This window comes from Streptomyces sp. NRRL F-525 (genome assembly GCF_000716605.1).
GTDB lineage: Bacteria > Actinomycetota > Actinomycetes > Streptomycetales > Streptomycetaceae > Streptomyces.
On sequence record NZ_JNXE01000033.1, the window covers coordinates 22826 to 44529 of the forward strand.

The 21704-nt window shown below is 70.5% G+C and carries 21 protein-coding genes and 1 pseudogene; 11 read left to right on the forward strand and 11 right to left on the reverse strand.

Translation table 11 applies throughout. The annotated features are described in order from the left end of the window. Positions 1-5: 5 nt before the first annotated feature. From msrB to OO69_RS35420, 4 genes are all read right to left on the reverse strand, one after another. Positions 6-413, reverse strand: coding sequence for a peptide-methionine (R)-S-oxide reductase MsrB (gene msrB / locus OO69_RS35405; protein WP_033285002.1), 408 nt, complete (start codon positions 411-413; stop codon positions 6-8). Positions 414-426: 13 nt separating this feature from the next. Beyond that, entirely contained in the window at positions 427-1815 is a 1389-nt protein-coding gene (gene murC / locus OO69_RS35410; RefSeq protein WP_033285003.1) for a UDP-N-acetylmuramate--L-alanine ligase, read from the reverse strand. 98 nt (positions 1816-1913) lie between these two features. Beyond that, positions 1914-2387 carry an indole-3-glycerol phosphate synthase gene (locus OO69_RS35415; RefSeq protein ID WP_199811090.1) on the reverse strand — a complete coding sequence of 158 codons (474 nt, stop codon included), beginning with the start codon at positions 2385-2387 and terminating at the stop codon, positions 1914-1916. A gap of 154 nt (positions 2388-2541) precedes the next feature. Further along, positions 2542-3336 carry a pyrimidine reductase family protein gene (locus OO69_RS35420; protein ID WP_033285004.1) on the reverse strand — a complete coding sequence of 265 codons (795 nt, stop codon included), beginning with the start codon at positions 3334-3336 and terminating at the stop codon, positions 2542-2544. Positions 3337-3373: 37 nt separating this feature from the next. Between OO69_RS35420 and zapE the strand changes: the two genes are divergently transcribed. The 10 genes and pseudogenes from zapE to OO69_RS35460 all read left to right on the forward strand — a co-directional run bounded on the left by zapE (position 3374) and on the right by OO69_RS35460 (position 11878). Next, positions 3374-4477 carry a cell division protein ZapE gene (gene zapE, locus OO69_RS35425; protein ID WP_033285005.1) on the forward strand — a complete coding sequence of 368 codons (1104 nt, stop codon included), beginning with the start codon at positions 3374-3376 and terminating at the stop codon, positions 4475-4477. Positions 4478-4631: 154 nt separating this feature from the next. Beyond that, entirely contained in the window at positions 4632-5030 is a 399-nt protein-coding gene (locus OO69_RS35430) for a hypothetical protein (RefSeq protein WP_033285006.1), read from the forward strand. An 87-nt stretch (positions 5031-5117) separates the two neighbouring features. Next, positions 5118-5699, forward strand: a complete 582-nt coding sequence (locus tag OO69_RS35435; RefSeq protein ID WP_033285007.1) for a carbonic anhydrase — start codon at positions 5118-5120, stop codon at positions 5697-5699. A gap of 8 nt (positions 5700-5707) precedes the next feature. Continuing rightward, on the forward strand, positions 5708-7204 hold the full coding sequence (locus OO69_RS35440) for a SulP family inorganic anion transporter (protein WP_033285008.1): 1497 nt from the start codon (positions 5708-5710) through the stop codon (positions 7202-7204). A 100-nt stretch (positions 7205-7304) separates the two neighbouring features. Continuing rightward, positions 7305-7812, forward strand: a pseudogene (locus tag OO69_RS51520) (SPFH domain-containing protein); the annotation flags it as partial. A gap of 50 nt (positions 7813-7862) precedes the next feature. Then, positions 7863-8759 (forward strand): PPK2 family polyphosphate kinase, encoded by an 897-nt coding sequence (locus tag OO69_RS51525; protein WP_033285087.1) that lies wholly within the window; start codon positions 7863-7865, stop codon positions 8757-8759. Between the two features lie 23 nt (positions 8760-8782). After that, the gene (locus OO69_RS35450) at positions 8783-9937 is read left to right on the forward strand and encodes an NADAR family protein (RefSeq protein WP_078652713.1); all 1155 of its coding nucleotides are present in this window, start codon (positions 8783-8785) and stop codon (positions 9935-9937) included. Between the two features lie 27 nt (positions 9938-9964). Continuing rightward, positions 9965-10807, forward strand: coding sequence for a polysaccharide deacetylase family protein (locus OO69_RS35455; RefSeq protein ID WP_033285089.1), 843 nt, complete (start codon positions 9965-9967; stop codon positions 10805-10807). Positions 10808-10846: 39 nt separating this feature from the next. Then, a complete protein-coding gene (locus OO69_RS52625) occupies positions 10847-10990 on the forward strand; it encodes a hypothetical protein (protein ID WP_199811091.1) in 144 nt (47 codons plus the stop codon). 150 nt (positions 10991-11140) lie between these two features. Beyond that, complete coding sequence (locus OO69_RS35460; RefSeq protein WP_033285009.1) at positions 11141-11878, forward strand: aminoacyl-tRNA hydrolase; 738 nt, start codon at positions 11141-11143, stop codon at positions 11876-11878. Positions 11879-12109: 231 nt separating this feature from the next. Here OO69_RS35460 and OO69_RS35465 read toward each other — a convergent pair whose 3' ends face one another. The 5 genes from OO69_RS35465 to OO69_RS35485 form a co-directional block, all read right to left on the reverse strand. Beyond that, entirely contained in the window at positions 12110-13390 is a 1281-nt protein-coding gene (locus OO69_RS35465; RefSeq protein ID WP_033285010.1) for a cation:proton antiporter, read from the reverse strand. Between the two features lie 12 nt (positions 13391-13402). Beyond that, positions 13403-14788 carry a cytochrome P450 gene (locus tag OO69_RS35470; RefSeq protein ID WP_063744480.1) on the reverse strand — a complete coding sequence of 462 codons (1386 nt, stop codon included), beginning with the start codon at positions 14786-14788 and terminating at the stop codon, positions 13403-13405. After that, positions 14785-15918, reverse strand: a complete 1134-nt coding sequence (locus tag OO69_RS35475) for an alpha-hydroxy acid oxidase (RefSeq protein ID WP_033285091.1) — start codon at positions 15916-15918, stop codon at positions 14785-14787. The genes OO69_RS35470 and OO69_RS35475 overlap by 4 nt, the downstream gene beginning before the upstream one ends. Positions 15919-15923: 5 nt before the next feature. Continuing rightward, on the reverse strand, positions 15924-17525 hold the full coding sequence (locus OO69_RS35480) for an NAD(P)-binding domain-containing protein (protein WP_078652714.1): 1602 nt from the start codon (positions 17523-17525) through the stop codon (positions 15924-15926). A gap of 438 nt (positions 17526-17963) precedes the next feature. Then, the gene (locus tag OO69_RS35485) at positions 17964-18608 is read right to left on the reverse strand and encodes a methyltransferase family protein (protein ID WP_033285011.1); all 645 of its coding nucleotides are present in this window, start codon (positions 18606-18608) and stop codon (positions 17964-17966) included. A gap of 227 nt (positions 18609-18835) precedes the next feature. On the opposite strand from OO69_RS35485, the gene OO69_RS35490 reads away from it, so the two are divergent. After that, positions 18836-19726: a DUF2236 domain-containing protein gene (locus OO69_RS35490; RefSeq protein ID WP_033285093.1), complete on the forward strand. Its 891-nt coding sequence runs from the start codon at positions 18836-18838 to the stop codon at positions 19724-19726. A 6-nt stretch (positions 19727-19732) separates the two neighbouring features. Here the strand turns inward: OO69_RS35490 and OO69_RS35495 are convergent, their stop codons facing one another. Together OO69_RS35495 and OO69_RS35500 are read right to left on the reverse strand one after the other, a co-directional pair. Further along, positions 19733-20260 carry a flavin reductase family protein gene (locus OO69_RS35495; RefSeq protein WP_063744482.1) on the reverse strand — a complete coding sequence of 176 codons (528 nt, stop codon included), beginning with the start codon at positions 20258-20260 and terminating at the stop codon, positions 19733-19735. Positions 20261-20309: 49 nt separating this feature from the next. Then, positions 20310-21698 carry an MFS transporter gene (locus OO69_RS35500; RefSeq protein WP_033285012.1) on the reverse strand — a complete coding sequence of 463 codons (1389 nt, stop codon included), beginning with the start codon at positions 21696-21698 and terminating at the stop codon, positions 20310-20312. Positions 21699-21704 lie beyond the last annotated feature (6 nt).

Here is a 21704-nt window from a genome sequence, read left to right on the forward strand (position 1 = left end):
GGCGGTCACTCGGCTTCCGGCGTCAGCCGCAGCGAGATGGAGTTGATGCAGTACCGCTGATCGGTCGGCGTGGCATACCCCTCGCCCTCGAAGACGTGCCCGAGATGCGACCCGCACCGGGCACACCGCACCTCGGTGCGGACCATGCCGTGCGAGCGGTCGGCGATCAGCTCGACCGCGTCGGTGTCCTTCGGGTCGTAGAAGCTCGGCCAGCCGCAGTGGGACTCGAACTTCTCGGTGGAGGTGAACAGTTCGGCGCCACAGGCGCGGCAGGAGTAGACGCCCTTCGTCTTGGTGTCGGTGTACTCACCGACGAAGGCGGGCTCCGTGCCGGCCTGCCGCAGCACCGCGTACTCGGCCGGGTTCAGCTCCGCGCGCCATTCCTCGTCCGGCTTTTCGACGTCGTACGACATGCAGCTCAGCCCCTTACTTCGCGAGACGGTCCAGGATCCGCGGGCCGAGGTCAGTCACATCGCCCGCTCCCATGGTGAGAACGAGATCACCGGGCTTCGCCATTCCCGCCACGGCCTCGGGTACGTCCGCCTTGTCGTGGACCGGGGTCACGTCGGCGCCCGCGGCGCGCGCGGCCTCGATGATCAGGTCGCTGGTGATGCCGGGGATCGGGTCCTCGCGGGCCGGGTAGATGTCCAGGACCAGCGAGGCGTCGGCGAGGGCGAGGGCCTGGCCCATCTCCTTGCCGAGCTCCTGGGTGCGGGAGAAGAGGTGGGGCTGGAAGACGACCAGCAGCCGCGCGGAGGAGGCCGCCGCGCGCATCGCCTCCAGGTCGGCGCTCATCTCCGTGGGGTGGTGGGCGTAGGAGTCGATCACCTGGACGCCGGCCGCCTCGCCCTTGAGCTGGAGGCGGCGCTTCACGCCGGTGTACGCGGCGAGCGCGGGCGCCAGTTCCGCGGCGGGGATGCCGAGCGCGACGCCCGCGGCGAGGGCCGCGACCGCGTTGCTCGCGTAGTGGCGGCCGGGGACCGAGACGGTGAAGGTGAGTTCCTCACCGCCCAGGAGGACGGTCACCTCGCTCTTCAGGCCCTGCGCGACGACGGAGAGGATGCGTACGTCGGCGTCCTCCGCCTCTCCGTACGTCACCGTCTTCACGGAGCCGGAGATGCGCCGCGTCAGCTCCCGGGCGCCCTCGTGGTCCGCCGAGATCACCAGGGTGCCGTCCGGCACGATCCGGCCGGCGAAGGTCTGGAAGGACTCGTAGATCTCTTCCATGGACGCGTAGTTGGCGTGGTGGTCGAGCTCCACGTTGAGGACGATCGCGACCTCGGGGGCGTACTTGTGGAAGCTGCGGTCCGATTCGTCGGCCTCGGCGACGAAGATCTCGCCGTCGCCGTGCAGCGCGTTCGAACCGGGGGCGTCGAGGTCGCCGCCGATCGCGTACGAGGGCTTCAGGCCCAGCTCGGACAGCGACACCGCGAGCATCGACGTCGTGGTCGTCTTGCCGTGCGTGCCCGCTACGGCGATGGGGCGCAGGCCGTCCATCAGGCGGGCCAGCGCGTCCGAGCGGTGGACGACCGGGATGCCCAGCTCGGCCGCGCGGGCCAGCTCGGGGTTGTCCTTGCGGATCGCCGACGACACGACCACGCAGGTGGCGTCGTCGGCGAGGTGCTCCGCCGCGTGTCCGATGTGCACGGTGGCGCCCAGGGCGCGCAGGGCGTCGGCGGTCGCGGAGTCCTTGGCGTCGCTGCCGGCGACCTTCGCCCCGCGCTGCGCGAGGATCTTGGCGATCCCCGACATCCCGGCCCCGCCGATGCCGATGAAGTGCGGTCGGTCCATGGCGGTGGGAAGGCCGGGTGCCATGCGTGTCTCCCTGTGCGTGCTGGTTCCGTACGGGTACGGCGGACGTTCAGCGGCAAGCCTATGCGGTGCCACCGACAATCACCGACACCCGCCGACCGCTACTCCTTGCTGTGCGAGAACAGCTTCAGCACCGGTACGCCGACCTTGTGACGGGCGCGCGAGGCCCAGTCCCGGTGGAAGAACTCCTCCACGTAGTGGGGGTCGGTCAGCACGATCACCTCGTCCGCGCCGATCTCGTCCACGAGGGTCTTCAGCGCGTCCAGCGGGTGGTCCTCGATGAGCCGCCCCTGCGCCTCGCTGCCGGCCGCGTGCAGGGCCGCCAGGGACACCTCCAGAGCCTGCGTGCCGAGGGCCGCCGCGTCCTTGCCCTCGGGGGTCTCCCGCTCGTGTGCCGCCTCGTCGAGTTCGCCGAGGGCGACGTCGTCGATGGCCCGCAGCAGGCGGTCCGCCTGGTCGCCGCGGGGCTGGAGCAACACGTGGAAGGAGACGGTCTCGTCACCGTGCAAGGTGGTGACGAACTCCACGTCGGCGGACGTAAGGGCCTTCTCGATCATCAGTACGCTTGTGAACACCAGGCGCCCCTTCTCCTTCGAGGACCCGCGGGCCCTCTCTCCTCCGTAGGCCGTCCAGGCCCTGCGGAAACCATCCTGCCCCGTGATCGCACGGGTACTGCCGGATTTAGTGTGCCCGTCGAAAGACAAACGGAACGGATCATTCCGCCCGTACTCAGGACCGACGGTAGCGACCGAACAGGAACCCGGCCTCTTCCAGCAGGGACACCAGTTCGAAGCGCTGGGGAACCTTAACCGACGGCCCTCCGGAGATCCGCTGCGCCTCCCCCGCCACCAGCATCGGCGAGAGCGCCAGACACAGCTCGTCGAGCACCCCGGCGGCCACGAACTGCCCCAGCAGCCGCGGCCCGCCCTCAGTCAGCAGCCGGGCGTGTCCAAGCGCGGCGAGCGCTTCTACGGCCCGTGCGGGATCCACTCCGGCGCCGTCACCGGCGACCACCACCCGGGCGCCCGCCTTCTCTGCGGCCGCGACCCGGTCCTGCGGCGCCTGTGCGCCCGTGAGGATCAGCGTCGGCACCAGGGGCGAGGTGAAAAGCGGAAGCGTGAAGTCGAGGTCGAGGCTCGCGGTGACGACCGCGATCACGGGAGCCGGCCCCTGCCCGGCACGCGTGCGTGCCGCCGCGAACTCCACACGCGCGCGTGCGGGCCGATAGCCCTCCTGGCGTACCGTTTCCGCACCGACGACCACGACATCGGCCAGTGCCCTGAGCGTGCCGAAGATCCGCATGTCGGCGTCCCCGGAGATGGGTTGCGAGCGTCCCTCGTGGTGACCGGCCCCGTCGAGCGTGGACACCATGTTGGCGCGCAGCCAGGGGCCGTCGGTGGCGGGGTACGCGTACGCCTCCGCCAGCTCCGCGAGCCCCCACTCCCGGTCCGCCCCACGCGCATCGGGGGCCCCGTCCGAGGCCTGGGCTGCTGTTTCATCCGTCACAGGGAACAGGCGTCGCATGTCGTGCAGTGTGGCACGCCCCCTAGACTGATGAACCGTGTCATCCTCCTCCGCCGCCTCCGGGATCAGCCCGATAGCAGACGCGGCCCCGCTGTCCCTGTGCGCCCGTGAGCCGTACGTCCCCGCGGACCGGCTGGTCGCCGAGATGGTGCCGCCGCCGCGCTTCGACTCGGTGCGCTTCGCCACGTACATCCCCGACCCGAACCAGCCCAGCCAGACCGAGGCGGTCGGCGTCCTGGAGACCTTCGCCGCCGGACTCGGCGGGGCGCACTCCGCCGGCACCGCCAAGCGCGGCTTCCTGGGCTTCGGCAAGGGGAAGGCGAAGACCCCGGTAGGGCCTCGCGGCGTCTACCTCGACGGCGGCTACGGCGTCGGCAAGACCCACCTGCTCGCCTCCCTCTGGCACGCGACCCCGGCCGAGCCCGCGCTCAAGGCCTTCGGCACCTTCGTCGAGCTGACGAACCTGGTCGGCGCGCTCGGCTTCCAGCAGACGGTCCGGACGCTCTCCGGCCACCGGCTGCTCTGCATCGACGAGTTCGAGCTGGACGACCCGGGCGACACCGTCCTCGTGTCGACCCTGCTCGGCAAGCTGGTCGACGCCGGTGTGGCGCTCGCCGCCACCTCCAACACCCTGCCGGGCAAGCTCGGCGAGGGCCGCTTCGCGTCCGTGGACTTCCTGCGCGAGATCCAGGGCCTGTCCGCGCACTTCCGCTCGCTGCGCATCGACGGCGACGACTACCGCCACCGCGGCCTGCCGGAGGCCCCGGCCCCGTTCTCGGACGAGCAGGTGACGAAGGCGGCGTACGCCACCCCCGGCGCCTCCCTCGACGACTTCCCGCACCTGCTCGCCCACCTCGCCAAGGTCCACCCGAGCCGCTACGGCGCCCTCACCGACGACCTCACGGCCGTCTGCCTCACCGACGTCCAGCCGATACCCGACCAGTCGACGGCGCTGCGGCTCGTCGTCCTCGCGGACCGGCTCTACGACCGTGAAGTGCCCGTCCTGGCCTCGGGGTTGCCCTTCGACCAGCTGTTCAGCGAGGAGATGCTGAACGGCGGCTACCGCAAGAAGTACTTCCGCGCGATCTCCCGCCTCACCGCGTTGGCCCGGGACGCCAAGAGCCTCGTCAAAACCGCCTAGTTCACGCCAGCCCAGGCGCGCTTTTCACGCTCTCTTGCATCGGAAACGCTGCGTTAACCCTGCAAACAACTTCACCGGGTTACCGTGTTACTTGACCAGCCGTTGACCTGGCCTTGGTCTGTACTAGGAACACGAACTGGCTGAAGGGGGGCGCATGTTCCGAGGTAAGACGGCTCGGACCGTCGTGACGCTCCTCACTGCCGTCCTGTTCGCCCTTCAGTTCTTCGCATCCGCGGAATCCTTCGCACCCGCGCACACAGCGCGTCACGCGGAGGCCAAGGCACAGCCCGGGTTCAAGCTCAGCGGCAAGGCCCTGCGCGCCGAGACGATCACCTTCCGCGACTGCGGCGCCTCCGGGACTCCCACCGTCCCGCTGCGCCTGCGCGACCGATACCGCTCCGCCGACTGCGGGCCCGAGACACCCGAACGCCCGCTCCTCACCGAGGACCCGGCGGCCGTACGCACATCGGTGGCGCCCGGCGCGGCGCGGCACCGCACAGCGAGATCCTCGACAGCACACACTCCGGCGGCACTTCAGGTCTTCCGCTGCTGAGAGCTGAGCAGGCAGTCAATTCCCCCACACACACTGTCATGCAGGCCCGACGCGCCCAGAGGGCGCGCCAGGAGGAACAAACACGCCATGCAGCCCCTCATCGAGTACGCCCGTACGTTCGGACAACGCCCTGAGGAGTTCGCCAAACTCGCTGAAGGCCAGTCCCCGCAGGTGCTGTTCATCACCTGCTCCGACTCCAGGGTCGTCCCGGCCCTGATCACGGGCGCCCGCCCCGGCCAGCTCTTCGAGCTGCGCACCGCGGGCAACATCGTCCCGCCGTACGCCTCGGGCAACCCCACCAGCGAGGCGGCCACCATCGAGTACGCCGTGGAGGTGCTCGGCGTCCAGGACGTCGTCGTCTGCGGCCACTCCCACTGCGGCGCCGTCGGCGCCCTGGTGCGCGGCGACGACCTCGCCGCCGTCCCCGCCGTACGCGACTGGCTCGCGCACGCCGCCGACGAACCCGCCCCGAGCGACACCGCCGACCCGACGGTCGCCGGAGCCGTACAGAACCACGTGCTCGCCCAGCTGCTGCGCCTGCGCTCCTACCCTTGTGTGGAGCGGCGGTTGGCGGACGGACGGCTGCGGGTGCACGGCTGGTACTACGAGGTACACACCGGTGCCGTGCTCGAACACAGCGCGGACACCGACCAGTTCGAGGCCCTGTGAGTAGCGCCATGGACCTGAAGAAGAACAACGGAAAGTCCAAGTTCCCTTATCTACGGCAGGACTTCGCGGCCTCGCTCGTGGTGTTCCTGGTCGCGCTCCCGCTCTGCGTGGGCGTGGCCGTCGCCTCCGGCGTACCGGCCGAACTCGGCCTGGTCACCGGCATCGTGGGCGGGATCGTCACCGGACTCATGCGGGGCAGCAGCCTCCAGGTGTCCGGGCCCGCCGCCGGGCTGACCGTGCTGGTCTTCGAGGCGGTGCGGGAGTACGGGCTGCCCGCCCTCGGAGTCATCGTGCTCACCACCGGTGTCCTCCAAATCGCCATGGGCGTCCTGAAGTTGGGGCGCTACTTCCGGGCCATCTCGGTCTCGGTCGTCGAGGGCATGCTGGCCGGCATCGGACTGGTGCTGATCGCCGGGCAGTTGTACTCGGTGGCGGGGGCGAAGGCCCCCGCCTCGGGGCTGGACAAGATAGTCGAGCTGCCCGGCGCGCTCGTCGACGCCGCCGGGAGCACGAAGGCGCTGGCCTCGCTCGCGCTCGGCGCCGCGACCATCGCCGTCCTGGTGCTGTGGAAGCGGATGCCGGCCAAGGTCCGTACGGTGCCGGGTCCGTTGGCCGCCGTAGGACTCGCGACGCTCGCGGCGCTGGTCTTCGGTTTGCCGGTGGCGACGGTCGAAGTGCAGGGGCTGCTGGGCTCGTTGCAGCCGCCGCCGCTGAGTTCGTTCGGTGAGCTGGCACATGTCGGGGTGCTGGGCACGATCGTCGCGTTCACGTTGATCGCGTCCGCCGAGTCGCTGTTCAGCGCGGCGGCCGTCGACCGGCTGCACTCCGGTCGACGCACCGAGTACGACAAGGAGTTGGTGGCGCAGGGCGCGGGCAACGCGCTGTGCGGGATGCTCGGCGCGCTGCCGATGACCGCGGTGATCGTGCGCAGCGCGGCGAACGTGCAGGCGGGCGCGCGGACGAAGGCGTCCCGGGTCATGCACGGCGTCTGGCTGCTGCTGTTCGCGGCGCTGCTGCCGGACGTCCTCGCGTACATCCCGATCCCGGCCCTGGCGAGCATCCTGGTGCACGCCGGCGCCAAGCTCATCCCCGTCCGGGAGATCGTGTCGCTGTGGCGCGAGCACCGGGGCGAGGCGCTGATCCTGGTCGTCACGGCGCTGTCGATCGTCGCGGTCAGCATGTTCGAGGGCGTCCTCATCGGCCTCGCGCTGGCCGTCGCGAAGACCGCGTGGGAGGCCTCGCACATCAAGATGGAGGTCGTCGACAAGGGCGCCGGCCCGGTCCAGGCCTACCTCTCGGGCAACGCGACCTTCCTGCGGCTGCCGAAGATCCTCGACAGCCTGGAGGCGCTCCCCCAGGACCGCCCGGTGGAACTCCACCTCTCCGGCCTGCACCACCTCGACCACGCCTGCCGTACGGCCCTGGAGAACTGGGCGGAGCGGCACAGCGCGGCCGGAACCGAGCCGGTGAAGGTCACGGAGGCGAAGATCCCGGCGGTGAAATAGCGGTGCCGGTGCCTGCTCCGGGATGATCGTGGCCCCGGAGCAGGCACCGGGCATACCCTTGCAGGAGCAGACAGAACGGCCTCTCGACGAGGGGGTCAGGATGCTCCAGGAACTGCTGGTGGCGGGCGCGGCGGCCGGTTCCGCGTGCGTGGTGTACGTCGCTGCGGCGGCCAGGGTCGTCAAGCAGTACGAGCGCGGGGTGGTCTTCCGCCTCGGGCAGGTGGCCGGTGAGGTGCGGGCACCCGGCTTCACCATGGTCGTCCCGTTCGTGGACAAGCTCCGCAAGGTCAACATGCAGATCGTGACGATGCCCGTCCCCGCGCAGGAGGGCATCACCCGCGACAACGTGACCGTGCGCGTCGACGCGGTCGTCTACTTCAAGGTCGTCGACGCGACCGACGCGATCGTCAAGGTCGAGGACTACCGCTTCGCCGTCTCGCAGATGGCCCAGACCTCGCTGCGGTCGATCATCGGCAAGAGCGACCTCGACGATCTGCTCTCCAACCGCGAAAAGCTCAACCAGGGACTGGAGTTGATGATCGACAGCCCCTCCATCGGCTGGGGCGTGCAGATCGACCGCGTCGAGATCAAGGACGTGTCGCTGCGGGCACGGCCCCCGCGCCGGAGGATCGAGGGAGCCGACCGGAAGAGGTGCCCCATGGCCAAGAAGGGCGCGAAGCGCAAGAACGGGGAGAAGGAGGCGCAGGGCAAGGAGATCCCCCTGGCCGACCTCCTGCGCGTCCCCGCCGGCCGCCCGGTCGACCTCTCCTCCTACGACGCGGCGGCCACCCCCGGCGGCCCCGCCGACAAGGCCGCGGGACTCAAGGACACCGCCCGGATGGGCGAACACCTCGCGGACCTGCAAGAACGCCTCTGGGCTGCGAGCACGGCAGGCGACGCCCGACGCCTCCTCCTGGTCCTCCAGGGCATGGACACCAGCGGCAAGGGCGGCACGGTCAAGCACGTCATCGGCCTGTTCAACCCCTCCGGCTGCCGGATCAGCGCCTTCAAGGCACCCACCCCCGAGGAACGCAAGCACGACTTCCTCTGGCGCATCAGGCGCGCGCTCCCCCACCCCGGCGAGATCGGCATCTTCGACCGCTCCCACTACGAGGACGTCCTCATCGCCCGCGTGCGCGAACTCGCCCCGCACCGCGAGATCAACGACCGCTACGGCCGGATCAACCGCTTCGAGAAGTCCTTGACCGACGAGGGCGTGACCGTCGTCAAATGCTTCCTCCACATCTCCTACGACCAGCAGCAGCGCCGCCTGCTCGAACGCCTCGACAACCCGGACAAACACTGGAAGTTCAACCCCGGCGACATCGCGGAACGCGCCCTGTGGCCCGCGTACCAGCAGGCCTACGAGATCGCCCTCACCCGCTGCTCCACGCCGGAGGCCCCCTGGTACCTGATCCCGGCCGACCGCAAGTGGTACCGCAACTGGGCGATCAGCCGCCTCCTCCTGGACCACCTGACGGCACTGGATCCGCAGTACCCGAAGGCGGACTTCGACGTGGCCAAGTGCCGGGAGGAGCTGCTGAGTTCGGGCTGAGCGGGGGCCGGTACGGTTCACCCATGGCATGGCGGGGACCGACGTATCGGACGGTGGACGGGGAGCGGATCGACGGGGTCTGGTGCCACGTCTGGCGGCGCGGCGACTTCAGGGGCGAGTACTACGTCGACGATCTCCTCCTGTACGCCGACGGGACCGTCGTGTGCGGCGAAGGCACGGATCTGCCCGGCCTGAAGAGGCTGCTGGACGCCGGTCGCCTCGCGCTGACGCCTCCCGATACTCCCGTCAAGGTGGATGAGCGGTCGAAGTGGGAGTCCCGGTGGGGCGAGCCGCGCACCCCGGAGAGTTTTCTGCTCGAAGTCGCCGACCGGGTCGAGGAGTTGAACGGCCGGCCGACCGCCGCACGGCGATGTTGGGACGCCGCGGAGCGCTACGCCCGGGAGCCGAGCGAGGCGAACCGGGAGCTGTTGCGGGCGGCGTATCTCGCCGTACCGCAGCATCTGCGCGTCTTCGTGCTCGGCGACATGGACCTCCAGGACCGTCCGCTGCGGATCCTCCTCACCGACGTGGGCGCGCACGTCGACGGGGACGGCCCTCTGGTGACCGCGGAGATGCACGAGCGCGGGCTGGACTACTTCCGCCGTCAGGCCGAGGCGATCGCGGCGGCGGAGCAGCGGCGGGCCGCGCTCCACGCCGACGACCCGGTCACGGCCGGGCGGGCGACCGTCACCTCGCACCAGGCCGTCTACCCACGGGGCCGGCCGGCCGAGCCGGGCCTGTTCATGCTGCGGAACGAGTTCCCCGTGCCCATCGCGTACGGCGGTGAGACGTACGCCTCCGTCCTGCACGGGTACTGGGCCCTGTCCGCCGCCGACCCCGCCGACCGCGCCCGTATCCGCGAGGCGCCCTCCGGCCGGGACGCGCAGGAGCTGGGCGGTCACGTCGTACGGCGGGAGGGCTGGACCGGGCTGCGACTCGCGGTGATGGCCGGGCTGCTGCGGGCCAAGTTCACCCGGCATCCGGAACTCGCGGCGGTGCTGCTCGGCACGGGGGATGCGCGCATCCGCTACACCGGCTACTCGGACTCGGCGTTCTGGCTCGACGAACGCGACGACCGGGGGCGCAACTGGGTGGGGCGGCTGTTGGAGCTGGTCCGGTCCGAACTGGCCCTGGCTCAAGAGACGCAAGGAGTCGAAAGGCTGCATATAACCGAATAATCCCTTTTGCTGCGTTACGTTCGCTCGGTGACCATTCGAGTACGACGAGTCGCCGCCGCCTGTGCACTCGGCGCCGCGCTCACCGCCTGCGGGGCCCCCTCGGCGCCCCATGCCAGCCGTCCTGCGCCCAGCGCGCCCACCGCCGCCGTATCGCGGCCGCCCACGCTCGCGCCCGGTCCCGCCGGTCTGACCCCGGTCTTCAAGAACGGTCCGCGGGCGGACGGGAAAACCGTCGCGCTGACCTTCGACGCCGACATGACCGCCGACGAGGGGCCGCGCGCGGCGAAGGGCGAGCACTTCGACAATCCGCAGCTCATCGCCACACTGCGCACGCTGAAGGTGCCGGCGACCGTGTTCATGACGGGGCGGTGGGCCGACGAGTACCCGGCCGAGGCCCGTTCCATCGGACGCGACGCGCAGTTCGAGATCGCCAACCACTCCTACAGCCACTACGCCTTCACCGGTGACTGCTACGGCCTGCCGACCGTCGCCCCGGACCGGATGAAGGCGGATGTGGAGCGGGCGTACACCGCTTTCAAGAAGGCGGGCGTGCCGAACGCGATGCCGTACTTCCGCTTCCCCGGCGGGTGTTACGACCGGCAGGCGCTGAAGACGCTGAGCGCGGTCGGTGTCACGGCGGTGCAGTGGGACGTGGTGAGCGGCGACGCGTTCGCGACGGACTCCGACGCGGTGGCCCAGCAGGTGCTGGAGGGTGTGAAGCCCGGCTCTGTCGTCGTCATGCACTGCACGCGCAGCGCCGCCCCGGCGACCGAGCGCGCCGTCCGCGTGATCGTGCCCGAGCTGCGGAAGAAGGGGTACCGGTTCGTGAAGGTCTCCGAGCTGATCGGGGCCACGGACCGGCACCGCTGAGGTCGACTGAGGGGCGCGCACTCCTCGTACGCTGGTCGCATGAGCGACGAAGAGCCGGCGGCGGCGTACGCGGAGTGTGTGCTGTGCCGGGAACCGACCGAGTACCCGGAGTCGTACAAGGGGATCACGCTGTGCCCCGTCTGCGAGTGGCAGGAGGCGCAGCGCACCGCCTGTTCGGGGTGAGCGGCGGTGGATCTTCTGGCGTGAGCACCGTGGGGGTGGTGGGTGGTTTGCGGGTGCGGGCCCGTTGTGGCTGGTCGCGCAGTTCCCCGCGCCCCTGGGGTGCGGCCCCTTGGCGGTGCTTCCAGGAGCCGTTTCCTTGGCTGGCAGACTATGGGGGTGATCAGTGACTCCACCGTTTCCGGCGACGGCGCCGACCCCTTTCTCAATGAGCCCACCGTGCGTGATGAGGCTCCGCAGTTCGTGCTGCCTCTGGTCGTGCGGATCGAGCGGGACGCTCCCCCGGCCCGTACCGACGCGTTGGAGACGGCCGCTCGGGCCGTGCTGACGATCCTGAGTGATGAGCGGGCCGTCGGGGACGGGGAGTGGGCGCAGGTCATGCGGGACTGGCAGGACGCGCGGATCCGGAAGGTGGTCCGGCGGGCGCGTGGGGCCGAGTGGCGGCGGGCCGAGGCGCTGCCCGGCATCACGGTGACCGGGAAATCGGCGGAGGTACGGGTCTTCCCGCCCGTTCCGCTCGACGGCTGGCCCAAGGACCTCGCCCGGCTCCAGGTCTCCGGCACCGACCTCGACGACCCCGAACCGCCGGCCGACGCGGACCCCACGGCACCGGTGCTCTGGCTCAACCCCGACCTCGACATGTCCGCCGGAAAGACCATGGCCCAGACCGGCCACGGCGCCCAACTCGCCTGGTGGGAACTGTCGGACGAGGAGCGGACCGCCTGGCGCGAGGCCGGCTTCCCGCTCTCCGTCCGCACCGCCGCCCCCGCCCGGTGGGCCGAACTCACCGCCAGCGGGCTGCCGTTGGTCAAGGACGCGGGCTTCACGGAGATCGCGCCGGGCTCGGCGACCGTCGTGACGGAGCATCCGGCGCTGCGACGACGAGGCTGAGGCAGCGCAACTGCGGTGCCTGCGGGGCCCGTTGTGGAAAATGTACGGCCGTGTCGGGGTGTGCCCGGCCGGGGCGACGACTGGTCAGCTGGCGCTCCTTTGGCGCCGAGCGATCGTCGAACTCCTCGGCGCCGCACAGGCATTGAACCCCTCGGCGCCGCACGCGGTGACGATCCCGGCGTCGGACTCGTGCCGGGTGCGCCACGCCGTCCAACAGGCCGCATCCGCCGGTCAACTCGGCGCCGCCGCCACCTCCTCCTCGCCCTCGGGTGCCTCCGCTGCCGCCGGGGATCTGGCGTCGCGGCGGTCCAGCAGACTCAGCACCGGGACCGTCATGACCGTGGTGACCAGGGCGACGAGGACGAGCGCGGTGAACAGTTCCTCGCTGACTATGCCGGCCGACAGGCCGATGTTGAGCGCGATCAGCTGCATGAGACCGCGGGCGTTCATCAGGGCGCCGACCCGGACGGCCACCGGGCCGGGTTCGCCGCGCAGCCGGGCGGCGGCCCAGCAGCCGCCGAACTTTCCGGCCACCGCCAGGACGACCGCGGCCGCCCCGAACAGCAGCACGGGCGGGTCGGAGAAGACGTCGAACCGGGTGTTCAGGCCGGAGTAGGTGAAGAACATCGGCACGAACACCACCTGGGTCACGGACTGGGTGGTCCGCACCAGCCGTTCGGACGCCTCACCTCGCGGCATCGCCATCCCCACGCAGAACGCCCCGAACACGGAGTACAGGCCGCTGATGTCGGTGAACCAGGCCGCGCAGAACAGCAGGGCGACCGTGAAGAGGAGGCGGGTGTCGTCGCCGAGGCCCGGGCGGTTCACGATCCAGGCCAGCAGGCGGCGCCCCAGCAGGAGCAGTACGGCGACGAACAGCAGGGTGCCGCCGACGGCCTCCAGGATGGGTCGCACCTTGCCCGAGGCCACGCTCAGCACGCCCGCCAGCATGATCCAGGCGACGGCGTCGTCCGTGGCACCGGAGGCCAGGGCGAGTGAGCCGAACCGCGAACCGGCCAGCCCGCGTTCGGTGATGATCCGGGCCAGCATCGGGAAGGCGGTGATCGCCAGCGCGACGCCGACGAACGCCGCCGTCACCCAGACCGAGACCCCGTCGACGAAGATGCCGACATGGCCGTGGGCCACGAGGGTCAGTCCCACGCCCAGGACCAGCGGGATCCCCACGCCCGCCGAGGAGACGGCGACGGCGGTGCCGGCCAGGCCGCGTTTGGCGTGCGCCCGGAACTCGTAACCGGCACCGAACATCAGGGCCACCAGACCGATCTGGCCGGCCACGTACAGCACCGGCTTCAGCTCGGGCGGGAAGACGTGGGCGGAGGCCCCCGGGGCGACCAGCCCGAACAGGGAGGGGCCGAGCAGGACCCCGGCGATCATCTCGCCGACCACGGGCGGCTGGCCGAAGCGGCCCGCCAGCAGGACGACCAGCCGGCAGGTCAGCAGAATCACGACGACGGCCAGGAAGAAGGCGGGAGCGAGCTCCACGGGAGTCATGGTCTCGTCCTCTCAACGGCCGGCTGGGACGGAGGTGGGGGAGCCGCCGGGCGCGGCGGCGAAGTAGTTCCGGCACAGGCCCTGGCGCCGGGCGTCCCACACCATGTAGCTGCCGAGGGCGAGTTGGACGAGGCTGCGCCAGACGCCCTCCCAACTGCCGGCGAGGCGCATCACCGCGAGCCGGGTCCGCAATCGGGCGCCCCCGGCCCCGGTGCGCGCGACGAGGAGGCAGGGACCGCGGCTGGGCAGGGACCGGGTGTGCTCCACCGAGGAGTCCAGCCGGAAGCGGCCCAGCACCTCCTCGGCGGCGACCCGCATGGTGAGGACGGCGAAACCGCGCGCCGGGCAGGGACGGTTGGCGGTCACCCCGAACGGGATGGAGGCGGAGGGTCTGGTGTCCGGGTTCAGCCATCGGTCCGGGTCGAAGGGGGCGCCTCCGGAGCCTTGGTACTCGGGGTAGTTGAACAGCAGGACCGAGCCGGCCGGGATGGGGGCGCGTCCGTCCCGGGGGATCTCCCCCGAGGTGATCCGGTGGGCCACTCCGAAGAGCGGGAAGTGCTGCAGCGTCTCGTCGATCACCCGGTCCAGGAAGTCCGGGTCCTGCTGTCCGGACGCCAGACGGTCCTGTACCGGCCGGTGGGTGGCGAGGGCCAGCAGCAGATGGGCCATCGCCTCCGACATCTGCACGACCGCGGTGTTGAAGAACGTTCCCTGGAGGTAGTACGCCTGCTCGCGCGGGGTGAGCGTGGCCGGCAGCGGACCGGGCGGCGGGTCGTGGGCGAGCCGGTCCCGCAGGTGGGCGGTGAGGCGGGCCCGGCGGTCCATGTGCCGCAGGCGGGTGCACTTCAGGGCGCTGACCACGTCGTCCGCGTTGCCGGTGATCAAGTCCCGGACGTGCCGCGGACAAGGCGCGCGGAAGACCACCTCGTAGTAGACCTCGGCCCAGACCGGCATCATCAGGTCGCGCAGTCTGACCCGCTGCACGCGCGCGTGGCCGTCGAGTTCGTCGAGCACCCGGCGGGTGCAGCGGCCGACCAGCTCCGTCCACCGCTCACGGGACAGCCCGGCCAGGATCTGCCGGGTGGTCCGGGCCACGTCGTCGTAGCGCGGTCCCGGCTCCAGGTGCTCCTGGTGCACCTCCGGGCCCGGCGACAGCCAGTACCAGAACAGGTCGGAGAGTGCGGCGCCCCGGCTGCGGCCGTTGGCCGCCGGATGCCCGTACACCTTCTTGAACTCCTCGGCGGGCACCTCCTCGCCCGGAGCCCGGACCCCTTCCTCACCGCCCACCCAAGCGAAGATCCGCACCCGCAGCGCGATCACGGTCCTGGGCAGCCAGTACGGCAGACCGGCCACCAGGACCACGGCCAGACCCAGGGCGAGCCAACCGGTGGTGCTCACGCGACCACCCCGCCGAATCGCCGGTCCGCCCCCGGCGTCACGGCGGGTCCGGGCACGGGACCCCATGCGGGCACCCGGACCAGATCGGGTGTCAGGTCGGCGAGTCCGGACGCCCCGCACAGGGCGAGGGTGTCGTCGAGTTCGTCCCGCAGCAGTTCGAGGAGACGCCGTACGCCCTTCTCGCCGCCCTCGGCCAGTGCCCACATCACGGGCCGGCCGATGCCCACCGCGGACGCGCCGAGCGCCAGCGCCTTGACCGCGTCGGTGCCGCGCCGTACGCCTCCGTCCAGCACGACGGGGATGCGGTCCTCGACGGCGGCGAGGATCTCGGGCAGCAGCTCCAACGTGGCCGGGACGGTGTCGAGTTGGCGGCCGCCGTGGTTCGACAGCAACAGCCCGTCGACGCCGTGGCGGACCGCGAGCCGGGCGTCCTCGGGGTGCAGGACGCCCTTGAGCAGGATGGGCAGGGAAGTGAGGCCGCGCAGCCAGTCGATGTGCTCCCAGTTCAGTTCGGGGGACATGGCGATCTGGCGTACGTGGCCGCGCTCTCCGTCGCCCAGGTCCACCAGGTTCTCGCAGCGCAGGCCCGGCGGCAGGTCGTGGAAGCCGTTGCGCCGGTTGCGCTCGCCCGCGCCCAGCACCGGGGAGTCCACGGTCACCACGAGCGCGCTGCACCCCGCGTCGGTGGCCCGCCGCACCAGCGCCTCGGTGATGTCCAGGTCGGGCTGGATGTAGAGCTGGAACCACAGGGACACGTCGTCACCGGCCGCGCGGGCCGCGTCGGCGACCTCGCCCACCGCCACCGTGGACGCCATGGCCACGATCATGATCACACCGGCGGCGGCCGCGGCCCGGGCGGTCGCCAACTCCCCTTCGGGATCGACCAGTTTGTGGAAGGCGGTCGGGGAGAGCAGGACCGGCAGGCTCGCCCGGCTGCCCAACAAGCTGATGCCCAACTCCCGTTCGGCACTTCCCCGCAGCACCCGGGGCAGCAGCTGCAGCCGCCCGAACGCCGCCTCGTTGGCCCGTACGGTGATCTCGTCACGTGCTCCGCCGGCGATGAAGTCGGCGTACACGGGGTCCAGTTGGGCGCGCGCCGCGGTCTCGAAGTCGCGGACGGTGTACTGCACGCCGCTCACCGCCCCACCCGAGCCGGAGTCGGCCGACGATCCAGCTCGCGGGCGAAGAACGCGGCCAACGGGGCGCGGTGCACCTCCGGGTCGTCCCAGTGGTTCTCCAGGTTCTCGGCCATGTGATGGGTGCCGAGAAGTTCACCGCCACCGCCGCCGTGGTGGCGGATCACCGGGTGGAGGTACGCCGCGTCGAAGGCGTCGTCCACCGAGTTCTGGGCGGTCCGGCGCACGGTGATGTCGAAGGGGTCGACCTTGTCGTGGTCGGGGCCGTACTCCAGGGTGACGGTGAAGTAGTCGTTGCCGTCGGCGAGTTGGCGTTCGTGCGCGTACGCGACCGGCACCTCCTCGTGGTACCTGGCCGGTCCGCCGGGTGTCGTGACGATCAGGTCCCCGATGACGCCGAACTGCTGCCACAGTGCCGAGCTGCGGTTGACCCGGGCCACCACGGCGTCCGCCAGCGCGGCCGGGTCGCTCTCCAACTGCCGGTGCGGCCAGGGCTGTTGGTGATGGCGTTCGTCGAGGATGCGGCTCAGGGCGCGTACGGCGTACCGGAAACCGTGGATGAAGCCGCCGGTGGACTTCTTGAAGTCACGCTGCTGCATGAGCGTTCCGGCGAAGTAGAGGCCGGGCACGTTCACCGACTCGTACGCCGGGGAGAGGGCGGCGAAGCGGTCGTCGATGACCAGGGCGGGGCCGCACGCCGGGTCGAACACCGAGGCGTCGAAGCGGAATCCGGTGCACACGATCACCCGGTCGTAGCGCAGCTCCTTCACCACCTCGTCGGCCCGGGAGAAGCTGAAGCGGACCCGGTACATGCCGTCGGGATCCTTCTCGACGGACAGCACGTTGCCGTCCAACAGGGCGTTCTGGGACTTGAGTTGGTAGGTGTCGAGGAAGTTGTTGTTGACCGCGCGGAGATGGCCGACGTAGTGGGTGTTCCAGGCCATGCGGACGGAGTGCGGGCCGGCGACATGGATGACGGCGGCGGTCTCGACAAGGTTGTCAGCGGTCTCCAGGGCGGAGTTGCCCTTGCCGATGATCAGGACGCGCCGGTCGATGAAGCCCTCGGGGTCCACGGAGACCACGGAGTAGTCCTCGGCCGTCTCGATACCGGGGATGTCGGGGGTGTTGGGCCGGGTCAGTCCGGTGGCCATGACCAGCCGACGGGCGCGGTGTTCGTGACCGTGCTGATCGGTGACGGTGAAGCCGTCCTCGTCACGGCGGATCCGCTCCGCCCGGGTGTCGTAGGCGATGTCCAGCTTGAACGTCTCGGCGAAGTCGGCGAGATAGCGCACCAGGTCGTCGGCGTGCGGGAAGTAGCGCTTGCTGTAGCGGCTGAAGAGGAGGTCCGGGTCCGGGGACAGCAGGGAGTTCCAGTCCATCCGGAGGTTCAGTTCGGGATCGTCGGTGCCGTTGTACACCTTGTTGATGGAGATCAGCTTGCGGTGGCGGGGGAAGGTGCCGAAGAACGTGCCCGGAGCGTGGCCGCTCTCCAGGATCCGGTATCCGTGCCCGGCCGCCTGGAGTAACTGCCCGAGCTGGAGCCCGGCGGGCCCGGCACCGACCACGAGGTAATCCAGACGCTCACTGTGCGTGGAGTTCACGGAACTCTCCTTCTGCTCCGGGCGGGGACATGCCTGGAGGAGGGTGGGGGGTGACAGGTGAGGGATGTGAGGAAGGACCGCTCAGGGGGCACGGCCCACGGGCACGTCAGCGGCGGCCGGTCAGCCGGTCAGCCGGTCAGCCGGTCAGCCGGTCAGCCGGTCAGCCGGTCAGCCGGAATGGTCGCGCCTCGTCGGCGGACAGAGCGATTCGGGAGCGGTCGCCGCGAGGGCCGAGGACAACGTGGCCGGGCGTTCTGGCAGGGGCATTGCAGACCCTCCATCAGATTTCCCTTTGAAATCTCCATGAGCACGTTAGTGACGAGCTGTGGACATGGGCAACAGTGGCACCGGGATGACAGCAATCCGACAGGTGACCCCGTCAACTCCCCCTCTTCGGGCGAAAATTGACGCCGTCGACAACCACACGACCGGCCCGGACTACCCCTGCCCGCTGCCGACGGCCCTGGGTCCGGCCGGAGCGGGCCGAGTCCACGGGATCAGTGCCGGAACGCGGGCGCGGTAGGCGTCGTAGGACGCACCGAACCGGTCGGCCATCATCCCGTCCTCCACGCGCACCCGGCGCAGCAGCCACGGCACGGCGACGGCCAGGAACACGATCCACACACCGAAGCCGCAGGCCAGCATCCCGCCGAGGACCAGGCCCAGGAGCCCGGTGTAGATGGGGTGCCGCACTATTCGGTACGGGCCCTCCGTGCGCAGTTCATGGTGTTCGTGGACCAGCGGGATGCTGGCCCACATGACGCCCAGCACCCAACGGGCCCACAGCAGCAGGGCGGTGGAGGCGACGGCGAGCACCGCGCCCAGGATCGCCAGCTCGGGCTGCCAGTACTGGAGGTGGTGCCAGAAGGAGTCCGGGGAGTGTCTGATCAGCAGGGAGAAGGCATAGCCGACCACAAGCAGCAGCGCCCGACGGGGCAGGGTGCGGCGCAGGCCGTGTGCCCAGCCGCTCAGCCCGGACTCGCTCTTCACGCCGAAGTAGACGGCGCCCGCGATCCAGGCCACGACGAAGATCGCGACACAGATGCCGGTGAGAGCGACGAGTGCGGAATGTAGTGAGCCCATGGCACAAGGCTGCGCCCCGACCTGCGTCGATCACCACCACCCACGGGCTGATTCAGCGGCTCCACCCTCGGGTGGAGACCCATGACTCACGCCATGACTCACGCCATGACCCACGGTCGAGATGACGTCGACATGACGTCGAGGTGACCCAGATCACGGCGGATCGCGGCATCGGACAGCCCCGCCGGAGCGTCCCCCTTCAGAAAGTCCACGAGAGGGAACCGACCGTGCGCCGTGGCTACAAGTGGGTCGACCGCGAACTGGCCCGGATGGACCCGGACACCGACTGGGAACGCATGATCTCGCTCTACGTCGGCCACCGCGTCCCCGAGTTCGCGCTGGCGATGATGGTCTATCCGGGCACGATGCGCATGATGCAGCCGGGCTTCGGATCCGCCACCCTCGCCCACACCGGGAAGCTGGAGAAGCGGCCCCGGCGGCGTTTCGAGGACGGCAACGAGTTCCTGATGGCCTGGATGGTGGACGGGCTGTCCAGCGCAGCGGGCCGCGAGGCCGCCGATCGGCTCAACCGCATCCACCTGGCCATCGCCCGTGCGACACCGCACCTGCCGGGCAACTTCGACGACGTCGACGACTTCGTCTATCCCCTGGTCCTGCTGGCCACGTCCGCCGACCGGCTGCAGACCTCGCTGGGCCTGCCCGGTACGAGCGAGACCATGAAGACCGCCTGGCATCGCTGGGCGCAGACCCTCTTCCGCCTCCTGGAGCGCGAGTCCGGCCCGCTGGCCGACGAGGCCTTCCCCGAGGACTGGGACGCGATGACCGAGTTCGCCCTGAAGTTTGAGTCCCGGCCGTACGAGGAGACGGAGTCCGGCCACCGGGTGGCGACCGCGATGATGGAGTACTTCGCCGAGTACTGGTTCCCCACCCCCTTACGGGCGTTCGGCCGGGACCTGACCCGGTATCTCGCCGGCGAGCGGGTCTGCCGGCTCCACCGGATCGGCTGGCTCTCCCCTCGCTGCGAGCGTGCCGTCCGCGCCTTCCTGAAGTCCGCGTTCCTCGCCCAGCGCCTGCTGCCCGACTACCGCAGGCCGCTTCCCGAACGGCTCCGGCGGACCCCGCGCGGGCCATCCACCGCAAGCCGCTCCCCAAGGTGAAGCGTCTCAACTACCCAGCATTTTCAGAGTCCGTCGATGCCACACCAACGGACTCCTCTCGTCGTCGGACCGCATCGCGAGCACCCGCAGCACGATGATGTCGTGGTCTCCGGCCGGATAACTGTGCTCGACCGTGCACTCCAGCCACACCGGCGCACCGTCGAGGAAGATCGCGCCGGATTCCGCCTCCACCGTGCGCAGGTCGGCGAACCGGGCCGCCTTGCTGCGGGAGCCGAGTTGGCGGGCCTTGTCGCTGTGGCCCTCGCCCAGGACCGAGATCCCGATGGTCTGCGCGCGGGACAGCAACGGCCAAGTCGTAGAGGTGTGTTGGGCCGCGAAGGAGACCATGGGCGGGTTGTGGGAGACGCCGACCGCGAACGACGAGACGATCATGACGGTCGGTTCGCCGTGGACGCGTGCGGCCAGAGCCGCGACCCCCGACGGGAATCCGGAGAACGCGCTGGTGATCTCCCCGGGATCCGAGGTGATGCCGTCCAGATCCTCCAGGCCTGCCATGCCCTCGCTTGCCGTCATCGTGCAACCCCCGTCCGCATCGAGCCTCATGAGGCCTCGTCAGGATTCATCACGCGACTCCTGTGGGTAGTTGTGGCGCGGCGGACACCGGCAGGGGTTCGTTGCCAGGAGGTTCGGTACGCAGGAGTGCGCACGCCAGGAGGCAGAGCACCCCGACCGCCGCGAGCCCGCCGAGCGTCGTCGCGTAGCCGTGCCCGGCCAGCAGGACCGCGCACACCGCGCTGCCCAGCACCGCGCCAAGTTGCTTCATGGCGTTGAAGGTTCCGGACGCCGCGCCCACCTCCTCCGGCCCGACCGAGGTCACCGCCGCGATCGAAAGGGGCGACCAGACAAAGGAGTTGGCGACCCCGTACACCGCGAAGGTGGCGGTCAGGGCGGAGATCGGGGCGTCCGTCGCGACGAGCACCGCCGACGTCCCGATGGACAGGACGAGGGCGCCGGAACCGATGACGGCCACCGCGCGGGCCCCGATCCCGTTGTTGAGCCGGGCCGACACCGGCGCCCCCAACAGGCAGACCACGCCCATCGGTACGAGGGTGAGGGCAGCCGCGCCGGCATCGAGCCCGCGCTCCCGCTGGAGGTACAGCATCAGCGGAATCATCGCCGACCCGGAACAGAAGGCCGCCGCTGCACCGGCCCAGGCCGCGACGACGAACCCCCGCCTGCGCAACAACTCGACCGGCACCAGGGCACGTTGACCGTCCCGGCGCTGGAACCACACCACGCCCGCGACCACCACCACACCGACAACGACGAGCAACCACCTTGGTACGCCCAGCACTTCAGCACTCGCCGCGTCCGTGCCCTGGATGCCGATCACCAGCGCGCCGACCCCGCTCGCGTTCGCGCAGATCGCCCACACCGGGATACGCGCCTCCTGCCGCGGCAGCACCGGCACGAACACGGCCACGGCCACCAACGCGCCGACACCGACCGGCACGTTGACCCAGAACACCGCGGGCCAACCTCCGGCGGCGACAAGGAACCCGCCCAGCAGCGGCCCGACAGCCACCGCCGCTCCCCCGACCGCACCCCACACACCGAGCGCTACGGCGAGCTTCGGCGGCCGGAACAGCGCCTTGATGAGCGTCAGGCACTGCGGTGTCATCAGCGCGGCCCCGATGCCCTGCACCACCCGCCACGCGACAAGTGCCGTGATGGAGGCGGCGGTTGCGCACAGCAGCGACCCGAGCGTGAAGGCCGCGAGCCCGACCAGGTGGACGCGCCGATGGCCGTACCGGTCCCCCAACCGCCCCGCGACGACCAACGGCACCGCATAGGCGATGAGATAGCCGCTGTTGACCCACATCGCGGCGGTCTCGTCGGCGTGCAGCCCGCTGATCAGGGACGGCAGCGCGACGGAGGTGATCGTGCTGTCCAGCAGGAGCATGAAGAACCCCGTGCAGAGGCTGCCGAGCGCGAACCACTCGCGCCGCACGCCCGC

Excerpts from the sequence above, each read along its gene's own strand:
- msrB (WP_033285002.1), bottom strand. The coding sequence starts at position 413 with ATGTCGTACGACGTCGAAAAGCCGGACGAGGAATGGCGCGCGGAGCTG.
- murC (WP_033285003.1), bottom strand. The coding sequence starts at position 1,815 with ATGGCACCCGGCCTTCCCACCGCCATGGACCGACCGCACTTCATCGGC.
- OO69_RS35420 (WP_033285004.1), bottom strand. The coding sequence starts at position 3,336 with ATGCGACGCCTGTTCCCTGTGACGGATGAAACAGCAGCCCAGGCCTCG.
- OO69_RS35430 (WP_033285006.1), top strand. The coding sequence starts at position 4,632 with ATGTTCCGAGGTAAGACGGCTCGGACCGTCGTGACGCTCCTCACTGCC.
- OO69_RS35435 (WP_033285007.1), top strand. The coding sequence starts at position 5,118 with ATGCAGCCCCTCATCGAGTACGCCCGTACGTTCGGACAACGCCCTGAG.
- OO69_RS35440 (WP_033285008.1), top strand. The coding sequence starts at position 5,708 with ATGGACCTGAAGAAGAACAACGGAAAGTCCAAGTTCCCTTATCTACGG.
- OO69_RS51525 (WP_033285087.1), top strand. The coding sequence starts at position 7,863 with ATGGCCAAGAAGGGCGCGAAGCGCAAGAACGGGGAGAAGGAGGCGCAG.
- OO69_RS35450 (WP_078652713.1), top strand. The coding sequence starts at position 8,783 with ATGGCATGGCGGGGACCGACGTATCGGACGGTGGACGGGGAGCGGATC.
- OO69_RS52625 (WP_199811091.1), top strand. The coding sequence starts at position 10,847 with ATGAGCGACGAAGAGCCGGCGGCGGCGTACGCGGAGTGTGTGCTGTGC.
- OO69_RS35460 (WP_033285009.1), top strand. The coding sequence starts at position 11,141 with ATGGGGGTGATCAGTGACTCCACCGTTTCCGGCGACGGCGCCGACCCC.
- OO69_RS35465 (WP_033285010.1), bottom strand. The coding sequence starts at position 13,390 with ATGACTCCCGTGGAGCTCGCTCCCGCCTTCTTCCTGGCCGTCGTCGTG.
- OO69_RS35485 (WP_033285011.1), bottom strand. The coding sequence starts at position 18,608 with ATGGGCTCACTACATTCCGCACTCGTCGCTCTCACCGGCATCTGTGTC.
- OO69_RS35495 (WP_063744482.1), bottom strand. The coding sequence starts at position 20,260 with ATGACGGCAAGCGAGGGCATGGCAGGCCTGGAGGATCTGGACGGCATC.